The sequence below is a fragment of the Emticicia sp. genome, assembly GCF_043780375.1.
Taxonomy (GTDB): domain Bacteria; phylum Bacteroidota; class Bacteroidia; order Cytophagales; family Spirosomataceae; genus Emticicia.
Genome location: NZ_JAYWCU010000265.1, coordinates 1 through 11,231, shown reverse-complemented (window position 1 = coordinate 11,231; position 11,231 = coordinate 1). Strand labels below are relative to the sequence as shown.

At 36.0% G+C, this 11,231-nt stretch carries 8 protein-coding genes; 1 reads left to right on the top strand and 7 read right to left on the bottom strand.

Annotated elements, in window-relative coordinates; translation table 11 throughout:
• The 7 genes from garD to nuoL all read right to left on the bottom strand — a co-directional run.
• Positions 1 to 1,337 (bottom strand): galactarate dehydratase (garD, locus tag ACH2CJ_RS19630; RefSeq protein ID WP_394995642.1); only part of this gene is annotated, 1,337 nt, incomplete at its 3' end.
• Positions 1,338 to 1,410: 73 nt separating this feature from the next.
• Positions 1,411 to 2,853, bottom strand: a complete 1,443-nt coding sequence (locus ACH2CJ_RS19625) for a GntP family permease (RefSeq protein WP_394995639.1) — start codon at positions 2,851 to 2,853, stop codon at positions 1,411 to 1,413.
• Between the two features lie 115 nt (positions 2,854 to 2,968).
• The gene (locus ACH2CJ_RS19620) at positions 2,969 to 3,751 is read right to left on the bottom strand and encodes an HpcH/HpaI aldolase/citrate lyase family protein (RefSeq protein ID WP_394995637.1); all 783 of its coding nucleotides are present in this window, start codon (positions 3,749 to 3,751) and stop codon (positions 2,969 to 2,971) included.
• Positions 3,748 to 4,848 carry a glycerate kinase gene (locus tag ACH2CJ_RS19615; protein WP_394995634.1) on the bottom strand — a complete coding sequence of 367 codons (1,101 nt, stop codon included), beginning with the start codon at positions 4,846 to 4,848 and terminating at the stop codon, positions 3,748 to 3,750. The genes ACH2CJ_RS19620 and ACH2CJ_RS19615 overlap by 4 nt, the downstream gene beginning before the upstream one ends.
• A 234-nt stretch (positions 4,849 to 5,082) precedes the next feature.
• A complete protein-coding gene (locus ACH2CJ_RS19610; protein WP_394995631.1) occupies positions 5,083 to 6,552 on the bottom strand; it encodes an NADH-quinone oxidoreductase subunit N in 1,470 nt (489 codons plus the stop codon).
• A gap of 190 nt (positions 6,553 to 6,742) precedes the next feature.
• Positions 6,743 to 8,320, bottom strand: coding sequence for a NuoM family protein (locus tag ACH2CJ_RS19605; protein WP_394995645.1), 1,578 nt, complete (start codon positions 8,318 to 8,320; stop codon positions 6,743 to 6,745).
• A 118-nt stretch (positions 8,321 to 8,438) separates the two neighbouring features.
• Positions 8,439 to 10,514, bottom strand: a complete 2,076-nt coding sequence (gene nuoL, locus ACH2CJ_RS19600; protein WP_394995629.1) for an NADH-quinone oxidoreductase subunit L — start codon at positions 10,512 to 10,514, stop codon at positions 8,439 to 8,441.
• 159 nt (positions 10,515 to 10,673) lie between these two features.
• Here nuoL and ACH2CJ_RS19595 point away from each other — a divergent pair, with 159 nt between their 5' ends.
• Positions 10,674 to 11,045 (top strand): VOC family protein, encoded by a 372-nt coding sequence (locus ACH2CJ_RS19595; RefSeq protein WP_394995627.1) that lies wholly within the window; start codon positions 10,674 to 10,676, stop codon positions 11,043 to 11,045.
• Positions 11,046 to 11,231 lie beyond the last annotated feature (186 nt).

Below are 11,231 nucleotides of genomic sequence, written 5' to 3'. Positions count from 1 at the left end.
CTTAATTTAGAATTGGAACTCACTTTTATAACAGGCACCATCGACAAGCCATAAGGAGTGCCTCGACCAGTAATAAATACGTGCACATTCATTCCTGCGGCTAATTGTAGGGTACCACAAACAAAATCACTGGCAGGAGTTGCAGCAAAATTTAAGCCTTTTTTGCGTACTTTTTCTCCTGGAGCAACAACATCCACAATCGGACTGGTACCCGATTTGGCAATTGAACCCAAGGCTTTTTCTACCACATTACTCAGTCCACCTTTTTTGTTTCCAGGAGAAGGGTTTGCACTTCGGTCGGCTAATCCATTTTCGAGATAATCGTCGTACCATTGCATTTCATCTTTTAGCTTTTGAGCAACTTCGGTTGTAACTGCTCTTGGCACTAATAAATGGATGGCATCTCTTACTTCGGTTACTTCCGAAAACATCACAGTTCCACCCGCTCTTACAATTAAATCGGAAGCAAAACCTGCTGCAGGATTTCCTGTTATTCCCGAAAAAGCATCACTTCCACCGCATTGCATTCCAACTACCAAATCGGAAGCTGGACAGGTTTCTCGTTTGCGGGCGTTCAATTTTTTCAGATGTTTTTCGGCTATTTCCATCATTCCATCTATCATTTCCTCAAAACCTGTAAAGGCTTCGTCTTGCAAATAAAGTATAGAATTTTCTTCAATATTTTCTTCATTTGGTAATAAACGTTCTGGTCGAAGTTTTTCACAACCTAAGCCAATGACCATGACTTCTCCGCCAAAATTGGGGTTTTGAGCAATGTTTTTTATGGTACGAATGGGAATAATTGCCGCAGGAGCATTAATCGCAATTCCACAACCATAGTTATGATTGAAGGCAACGACATCATCAACGTTGTTGTATTTGGGCAGTAATTCTTTTTTGATTTTATTGGTTATGTAATTAGTAACTCCTGCCACACATTGAACACTAATGGTGATGCCCAACATATTTTTAGTACCAACACTGCCATCTGGATTTCGGTATCCTTCAAACGTATAATTTGTTAAGGGTTCAAATTTTACTTCTTTTGAACCGATATATAAAATATTTTCTAAATCTGGTGCTTGGGGCAGCGTGATTTTATTTTCATTAATCCATTCTCCTTTTTGAATATTGGTGTTAGCATAGCCAATTATTTGACCATAACGAATAACAGTTTCGCCTTCATTTATGGTCTCTAAAGCAACTTTATGTCCCATTGGAATATCTTGCACTAAAACTATATCGTTCTGAACAATCGCCCCTTTTTGTAAGCCAAAAGCATTACAAACTATAGCAACATTATCTAAAGGGTTTGTTTTTACGGTGATATTTTCCATATAGCTTTTAGCCATTAGCATTAAGCTATTGGCTTTGTTTTATGTAAGTTTATAAACAACCTTTTGATGCCAATTAAATCATTGGAAAAAATTGAGCGGCAATCATAATAAGAATTAAGCCAGTGATACCCATAATAGTCTGCATGGGAGCAATGGTTTTGAGGGCTTCTTTTTCGGTGAGATTGCTCGTTTTACACATAATCCAAAAACCTGCATCGTTCATCCACGGCACTAATTTTGCACCTGCTCCAATTGCCAAACACAAATACACAGGGTTAAATCCTAAATTGGCATTTTGAGCCATACCTGATAAAATTCCCGAAGCTGTAATAAGGGCTACCGTTGCCGAACCTTGTGCTGTGCGAACCACTGCCGTAATAATAAAAGCTAAGGGAATCAATGCCATTTGATAGTCTTTGGTCAGGTCTGCAATGTGATTACTGATGCCAGTTTGTTGCAACATTCCGCCAAAAGCACCTCCTGCGGCAGTAATCAAAATAATTCCACCACCACTCATTAATGCCGTTTGCACAAAGGCGGTCATACCATCCTTCATTGTCTTTTTTTGTTTGGCAAGTACAAATAGTGCAAATAAGGCCCCTGAAAACAAAGCAATATTTTTATCACCAAAAAACAAAACGAAATCAATCAATTTATTCAAAAAATCGAATTGTGTCAAAGGCATTTTTGGCGTTGCAAAAGCCTCAACTCCAGAACGAATACAAATTGTTACCAAAGGAAAAACGGCAGGTAAAAGAGCAAAACCCAAAGCAGGAAGCTCACTATCGTCTTTATTGGCAATTTTCTGAATCTCCTCCAATCGAGCATCTGGAGAATCTCGCAGCGGAATATCGTATTTTTTATTTGCCCAAATAGCAAAAAAATAGCCTACTGTAATTGTACACAGTCCTAAAAGTGTACCACAAACCATCATCAAACCAATAGGTACATTTAGTGCTCCGACCAAAAACAAAGGACCCGGAGAAGGTGGCACAAACGAATTTGCCATCACAGCCCCGGCAATAACACAGAGAACCAGTAACAAATAATTTTTACCTAATCGTAAACCCATTGCCTTCGCCAAAGGCATCATCAGGAAAATAACGGTATCAACAAAAACTGGGATGGTAAGAAAAAAACTACTAATTAAAAACCCAATAGGTGCTTTCTTTACCCCTAATGATTTGAGCATAGCTCTAATAATACGTTCGGCAGCACCACTTTCTAACATAGATTTGCCAATAATGGCCGACATCGCAATTAGTATACCAATTTTAACACATGTATTACCAAATTCGGTAGCAAGGCGTTCGCCTATACTTTTATGAGCAAGTTTGAGGGCTTCTGCGGTAGAATTTCCTTTTGATAAATAGAAAAGCTCTACTGTGGCAACAGGCGTGAGCAATGCAACCACTAAAGCTGCCAATAATAATGCTAAAAAAGGATGAAGTTTAAAGCCAAGAATACCTCCAACTACAATTACTACACCAACAAATAAGATAAATATTGAGTCCATATTTTTGATTAGAGGTTAGTTGTCATCGGTCACGTACAGGCAACAGAATTGAAACATTGAATTAAGCAAGGAAAGTTGAATGGTGTCTGTGCAAAGTCAAAGCCACCATTTCGGGTTAGACCGAAGACGTCAGACCTAATTTAAAAGTATTTAGTTTATTAGCCATTGCTCGTGCTCCATCGGCAACAAATGTGGCATCGGCTCCACAAGCGATGAACCTTATACCTATATCATGATATTTTTTATAATCGTCAGGATTAAAAAACAAGATTCCTGTAGCTTTTCCTGCATTTTGAGCTGCTTTTACTATGCTTTTTATTGCATCTAAGAAAATCGGATTATTGAATTGACCAAAAATACCAAGTTCCATCGAAAGGTCGGCTGGGCCAATAAAAAGCACATCAACGCCTTCAACAGCAGCTATTTCGTCTAAATGCTTGAGTGCTTCCACAGTTTCGATTTGAATAATTCCTAAAATATTCTCTTTCGATTCAGCATAATATTGGTCAAAATTTGCCCCAAATGCAGTTGCACGAACCATTTTGGCTACACCTCTATTGCCAAAAGGTGGATAATGAATGCCATTGATTACTTTTTTTGCTTCGTCAGCATTATTTATTTTTGGACACATAACACCTAATGCACCCATGTCTAATACACGAGAAATGCGAGAATGCTCGGCACTCTCTACTCTCACAAAAGCGGCTGTAGGCGTACTTTCTAATGCTTGAAGTTGAGAAAGCACGTTTTTTTCAGAACCAGCACCGTGTTCGAGGTCGATGAGTACCCAATCAAAACCTGATAATCCAACAATTTCAGCGGTGAGCGAACTGCCCAAATTTAACCAACAACCATTGACGGTTTCTCCTTGTTGGAGGCGTTTTTTAATGTTTTTCATAGAAGGGTTGCAATATTAAAAGCTGTAGTTTCTAAATTTTGTGCTGTTTTTGCTAAGGCTTCGGGCAATGAACAAGGTTTTTGAGTAATAGAGAAAGCAGCTTTTACACCTAAATCTTTTAAAAACATAGGAGATAAATCTAATGCTCCGCAAAGTGCTATGATTGGCTTTCCTTTTGCTCGCTCTGCTATTCCTGAAATAAGTTTACCTTGTAAAGTTTGGCTATCAAGTCGCCCTTCTCCCGTAAAAACCCAATCGGCATTTGTTATATGTTGGTCGAAATTTGCCCAATCTAAAACTGAATCAATGCCACGTTTTAGTTTTGCATTTAAAAAATATAGACAGCCAAAGCCCAAACCACCTGCTGCACCTGCACCTATGGTATTTGCTTTGGTAATTTCATTGGTAATTTTAGCAAAATGTTGTAATCCATTATCAAGTATTTCAATATCGTGGTCATTTGCACCTTTTTGTTGAGCAAAAATATATGCCGCCCCATTTTTGCCAAAAAGTGGGTTTTTTACATCACAAATTGCTTCAAAAACAATGTTTTTAGGGAAATTTTGAGGAGGGATAATCTTTTCAATTTTATCTAAATTTCCTCCAATTGGCAACAAGGATTCATTGTTTTCATCCAAAAACTGCCAACCTAACGCTGCTGCCATACCTATTCCTGCATCGTTTGTTGCCGAGCCACCAATACCAATAATGATGCGAGTTGCACCTTTTTTGATGGCATCATTAGTCAATTCTCCTAAGCCAAAAGTTGTTGTTTTAAGCGGATTTCGTTCTTCATTTGTTAGCAATTGTAAGCCTGAAGTCTTTGCCATTTCGATAAAAGCAGTTGTATTATCATGGCTAAGTCCATAAGTAGCATTATGATTTCTAAAAAGTGGGTCGCAAGTTTTTACTTCAATTTGTTTTAAATCGAAGTAATGTGCTGCAATATCTGATAAGCCTTCACCACCATCAGAAAGTGGTAGTTCAACAATTTCAGCATCGGGTAAAGCTGCAATTATACCTTTCCCAATAGCTTTACACACGCTAAAAGTATCAAGTGCATCTTTGAAACTATCAGCGGCAACAATAATTTTCATGAATGTTTGGTCAATTTTTTCAGGAATTAACATTAAAATAATCACTTCATATAGATTAGAAAAAGCTTTTTGACTGAAATCTATATCACAAATTATTCTTTTGTTACAATTTTATATAAGAATTATTAAATTTTAAGCCGCATAAAAGTATAACAAGTTAGTCATATTATGATTAAGGTATTTATATTTTTATAAAATTTAGAGATATATCAAAGGAAGAATTTGCGAGAAAGATTAAAGTTTTCCAATCATCCCCATAAGCCTATCTGGATTCAAGAATAGATAAATAATGAAGAAAAGGAAGAGCAATAAAAAGGCTTTTCTAAATATACCAACATCATAGAATTTTACACCAATTTTAGCTTCCTTGAAAATCATGTAAAATGGAATTTTCAAGTAATAAAAGATTGAAATAGCAGTATTGATTAAGCCAAAAAGCAAAACTACAATTAAAATTGAACTTCCAGAAGTTTGATAGCCTTCCCATAAAGCGGTGAATATCAAAAGTTTAGCTGTAAAACCAACCGTTGGGGGTAGTCCAACTAAAGCTATCATGATAATAACTGCTGCTAAACCCAAAAATATATTTTCTTGACCTAAACCTTTCAAGCTCTCTAATTCATAGCTTTCGGTTTTGAGTGCCAATAAATCAACTAATAAAAAAGCGGCAAGCGTAATAAAAAGATAAGATGCTATATAAAATATTGTGGCTTGTATTCCAAGTGAATTTGTCGCCAAAAGTCCCACGAGCATAAAACCTGCGTGAGCAATAGTCGAGTAGCCCAACATTCGTTTGGTATTGGTTTGCCAAAGTGCAGATAAATTTCCGATAGTGATAGATGCCAAAATAATAACGGCGATAATCAATCGAAAATCAATACTTAATGAACTAAAAAGGCGAATTAAAACCAATAAAACTGCTGCTTTGGGTGCAATTGATAAAAAAGCCACTACTGGCGTAGGCGTAGCTTCATACACATCGGGTGTCCAACTATGAAATGGCACGGCTGAAAGTTTGAAAAGTAATCCACCAATAGTCATAAATATAGCCACGTTTGCCACCCAAACAGGATTTTGACCAAGAAAAGTAGCAAATTCTTGACCAACAAAGTTAAGTGTTCCTGTCATTCCATAAAGCAATGAAATACCGTAAAGCATAATTGCTGAACTCGTTGCCCCAAAAAGCAAGTATTTTATACCTGCTTCGGCATTGGGTTTTCCTTTATTAATCACAACTAAAATATACGAACAAATTGAAACCATTTCTATTGAAACATAGAGCATCAGTAGGTTGGTGGTCATTGTCATAATAAAAAGACCCAAAATAAGTGCGACAAAAATGGCATAAAATTCGCCCAAAACTTTATAGCCAACTATCCAGACATGAAGCAAAACTGCTACGGCAGAAATTGTAATTAGTAATTTGAAAAATATACTTTTATTGTCTAAATAAATTAACTCTCCAAATAGTGTACTTCCTGATTCGAAATATTGTCTAAAAAAACCTAAGAATGAATAAAACACAAAACCAATACTAATTAAAATGCTAATAATGAGAGCGTTAAAAAGATTATATATACTCTCGTTATCTAATTTTTTTGAAAAAGAAATTGTTGCTACCACCACTAAAAATACTAATCCAAATATTAAATCAGGTAAAAGTACACGGGTACTGAAAAGAATATGTGTTAGTTTTTCGAGCATTATAAATAGCTATCAGCGTTTGGCTGTTAGCGAAAAATATTAAAATAAAATATCACAGAGTTTTAGATGTTGTTTAAGTTTTTTTTGATTTGGGTTTAAAATGCCCCTTTTTAACTTACTCTTCGTTCAAAAAAGTTTCATTTTTCTTACCAACAAAAAACCGACGAACCTCTTAGAGCTAATCGCAACATTAAAACTTCTCTAAAAACAATTTGACAGATTCGCCAGTAATATCAAATATTAGGCTTGGAAAAACACCAAATATCACTGCCAAGACTGCTAATGAATATAGCATTATAATTTCACGAAAATCTAAATCTCTTAGGTTTTGCTGTTGGTCACGATTTGCCCAGAATGTTCCGAAAAACATTTTTTGCAAAGTCCAAAGAAAATAACCTGCCGACAAGATAATACCCAACATCGCTACCATTGAAAACCAATCTGGTAAAACTTTCGACTGAAAGCCACCCATTAACGTAAAAAACTCACCAATAAAGCCTGGAAGGGCTGGCAGTCCTAATGAACCAAAAAATGCTACTGTAACAACCAATGTAAATAATGGCATTACACTTGAAAGTCCTCTAAAATTTTCGATTAATCGATTATGCGTTCGGTCGTAAATTACGCCTGCTATCAAGAAAAGCATAGCTGATAAAATTCCATGTCCAAACATCTGATAAATTGCACCATTAACTCCCTCAGCGGTCATAGATGCTAAACCTAATAGCACAAAGCCCATGTGTGAGATAGATGAATAGGCAATCATTTTCTTCAAATCTTCTTGTGCAAGGGCATTAAATGCTCCATAAATGATAGAAATTACGCCCGCCCCTGCCACAATATAAGTAAATTGATAAGCTATATCTGGAAAAAAACCATAGGCGATTCGGATAAAACCATAAGCACCTACTTTCAATAGAATTCCTGCTAAAACTACCGAAACAGGTGTAGGAGCTTCTACGTGAGCATCGGGCAACCACGTATGAAAAGGAACTATAGGAAGTTTTATACCAAAACCAATGATGAGTAAAACAAAAGCAAAGAGGCGTGCTGGTACACCAAAGATAAGCTGTTGCTGCACAGGATGAAGCAAAGTATTTGGGATATAATTCTGAAAATCGGATAATTGTCTGAAATCAAATGTATGCACCATTCCGCCCATTTCTTGTGAAAAAAATGAATCTTGCACTGACATTGACAGCCCAATCATGACTACCAAAATAAAAATTGAACCAACGAGCGTATAAATAAAAAATTTAATAGCTGCGTATTCTCTTCTTTCGCCGCCCCAAATACCAATTAAAAAATACATAGGTAGAAGCATAAACTCGAAAAACAAGAAAAACAGAAAAAAATCAAGAGCTGCAAAACAACCAATAATACTTCCTGAAAGCAATAAATAGAGCGAATGATAGGCTTTCTGACGGTGTCCGATGGTAAATGAAGCAACCGAACCAACCATCAGAATTATGCCCGAAAGCAGAATCATAGGCATATTTATACCATCAACACCCAAAAGGTAGTCAATAGAAAGAAAACCCAAATTACCCATACTCATACGTATCCATTCGTGTTGTTCAACAAACTGAAACTCCGTAATTTGGCGGTCGAACGAATTGTAAAGAGTAAAAATATTGAGCAAATTAATTATACTCACCAACAAAGAAATCCATTTGAAAGAATCTCGGTAAGCACTTGGCAACAACAACACCATTGCTGCTCCTGCAAGCGGCAAAAAGATAAGCGTTGAAAGTAAAAAATTATTCATATTTATATATACAGTCGTTAGTCTATTATCAACGGGAGATAGTTCTAAATAGTCCATTCTTGAAAATCCAACCTTAACAGTTTCTTAATCTGTGGACTTTTGGACTATCATCTATCGACTATTTCACCATCAATAAAATCATTATTAAAACCAAACAGACAAAAATCGTGATGATGTATGATTGAGCCCTTCCATTTTGGATTTGTCGAGTGTAGGTTCCAACTTTTCCAATTAGGTTTGCTGTCAAATTCACAAATTTATCAATAATTTCACTTTCAATCCAACTACTTATTAATGAAAGAATAATAGCTAATTTAGCGATACTATTCACTATATTATCAATCACTATTCTATCAAAAAGGTAAACCTTTGGGCTCAGCCAAAGGATTGGTTTAATGAATATTATGTGAAATAATTCGCTCAAATAATAATTATGGAAAATCATTCTTAAAATAGCTCCTCGTGGTTCAATTTGGTCATTATCAAGACGATAGCTCTCTTCTTTAGTAAAAATATAGCCTAATAAAACGCCAATTATTGAAACTAATATAGCTATATATGCTACCCATTGATAACTCTTAGATTGGTAATGAAATATGCTAAAAAACCATCCACTTTCTGCCGAAAATGGATTTATTGAAAACACAAAACCGAATGATGCTATTGCCATTACGATTACCGAAAGCTCCATTGGACCAATTTTCGACAAAAAATCGGCGAGTGTTGTTTCACTCTCATGAGCTTTTTCAGCATCTCTTCGTTGCTCATCATCCTCAACATTTACAATACTTTCTAATCGTTTGGCAACAGTTTTATAGATATTTTTAGCACTCGACGAAATGAGTTCGAAAGGGTTATCTTCTCGTTCCAAAAATATCAAAAACACTTGCCGCATCATGTAGTAAGCACTCATACCCGATACCACTAAGCACACGTTAGGTATAATAAAATATTCTTGTCTTTTCTGCTGAGCTGCCCATTCAAATGCCGCCACCACGATGGCATCTTTCGACAAAAAGCCCGAAAAAAAGGGAATCCCAGCCAAAGCTGCTGCACAAATCGTAAAAGTATAATAAATGATAGGAATTTCTTTTCGAAGATTTCCCATTTTACGCATATCTTGTTCGTGGTGTAAATGATGAATTACTGCTCCTGCCGACAAGAAAAGCCCTGCTTTGAAAAACGCATGTGTAACCAAATGAAAAAGGGCAGTATTGACCGCTCCAACGCCAATTCCTACCACCATTAAGCCCAGTTGAGAGATAGTTGAAAAAGCTAAAAGTTTCTTAATATCATATTGAATCAATGCCGAGCAAGCCCCAAAAAACATGGTTAGCGTACCGACAATTGTCATAATTAGTAGTGTGTCAGGCGAAAGAATAGGAAACATTCGTGCCATCAGAAAAATACCTGCGGCAACCATCGTAGCTGCATGAATAAGTGCCGAAACTGGCGTAGGTCCTTCCATGGCATCGGGCAACCAAATTTGTAAAGGCAATTGAGCTGATTTAGCAACACAGCCACAAAAAATCAAAATTCCGATAGTTGTCAGCATCGGACTATTATGTAATGCCGACGGAATGAGCTGTGCTTTGTAAATAATTTGAGTAATATCAAGCGTACCAAAGTAGCGATAAATCAAAATAATACCTATCAAAAAACCAATATCTCCTACTCGATTGACCCAAAATGCCTTCATCGCAGCATTGGTTGCTGATTTTTTTTCGTACCAAAAACCAATTAGTAAGTAAGAACATAAACCTACTAACTCCCAAAACATATAAATCATCAACAGGTTTCCCGAAACGATTATGCCTATCATTGCTGCAATAAACAAATTGATATAGGCAAAATATCTACCGTAACTTGGGTCGCCTTCCATGTATTTCATAGAGAAAACCTGTACCCATAAAGCAATAAACTGCACCAAAAAGTACATCAAAAATGTAAGCTCATTGACCAAAATATCAATCGTAAAAAGCTTATCTCCTATATGAAACCAATGATATGAGATTACCTCACCAGTAATATCGCTGAGGCGAATGCCCATCGAAAACAATACTCCAATGAAGTTAATTGTTACTGAAAGTAAGCCAATAGATTGTTCATTCAGTTTGTTTCGTTTGTAGAGAAAAAACGAAAAACCGAAAAAATAAAGTAATAAATTAATTAAAATGACTCTTTCTGCTGACATCCAATAGCGGGGTCTGTTTTTTTGCAAATATCAAACCTTAAAAGCGATAAAGCAAAAATGAAGCCTAAATTTGTAAAAGAAAAAGATAGGCAAGTATCAATATTTTTATAAAAAATCATAAGTTTGTGAAGTAATCTCTATTTAACCTATCATTATAGTATGAAACAATCTTTTCTTGGTCTTCGAACAACTATTTATAAAGTAAGCGATATTGAAAAAGCAAAAACTTGGTACAGCTCAATTTTGGGTATCGACCCCTATTTCAACGAGCCTTTTTATGTTGGTTTCAATGTGGCTGGCTATGAACTTGGGCTTCAACCAGACGAAAAAAATGAGGCAAAAGTTGATGGCGTAATTACGTATTGGGGAGTAAATGATGTGCAAGAAGTTTTTCAAAATTTACTCGCTTGCGGAGCTTTATGTTATGAAGAACCAACTGAAGTTGGCGGGGGAATAATAGTTGCTGCTGTAAAAGACCCGTGGGACAATGTTATCGGGATTATCTACAATCCTCATTTTTTGTTGGAATAGTTTTATTTAAAATTTGTTCAGCTTAATATTTAGGATTTGGGCAAATGTTAGCTTATTAACATTTTTACAGCTTAGTTTAAAAATATTTTGTCTTTCTCAATCAAAAAGCGGCCAATTCACACCCAGAAAGAAAGTTCGCTGCAAACCTGGGTAAGTTGAACTTACATAATAGCCACTGCTTGGAAA

Coding starts and splice junctions, on each gene's coding strand:
- ACH2CJ_RS19620 (WP_394995637.1), bottom strand. CDS start 3,751: ATGAAAAACATTAAAAAACGCCTCCAACAAGGAGAAACCGTCAATGGT.
- ACH2CJ_RS19610 (WP_394995631.1), bottom strand. CDS start 6,552: ATGCTCGAAAAACTAACACATATTCTTTTCAGTACCCGTGTACTTTTA.
- ACH2CJ_RS19595 (WP_394995627.1), top strand. CDS start 10,674: ATGAAACAATCTTTTCTTGGTCTTCGAACAACTATTTATAAAGTAAGC.
- ACH2CJ_RS19605 (WP_394995645.1), bottom strand. CDS start 8,320: ATGAATAATTTTTTACTTTCAACGCTTATCTTTTTGCCGCTTGCAGGA.
- nuoL (WP_394995629.1), bottom strand. CDS start 10,514: ATGTCAGCAGAAAGAGTCATTTTAATTAATTTATTACTTTATTTTTTC.
- ACH2CJ_RS19615 (WP_394995634.1), bottom strand. CDS start 4,848: ATGAAAATTATTGTTGCCGCTGATAGTTTCAAAGATGCACTTGATACT.
- ACH2CJ_RS19625 (WP_394995639.1), bottom strand. CDS start 2,853: ATGGACTCAATATTTATCTTATTTGTTGGTGTAGTAATTGTAGTTGGA.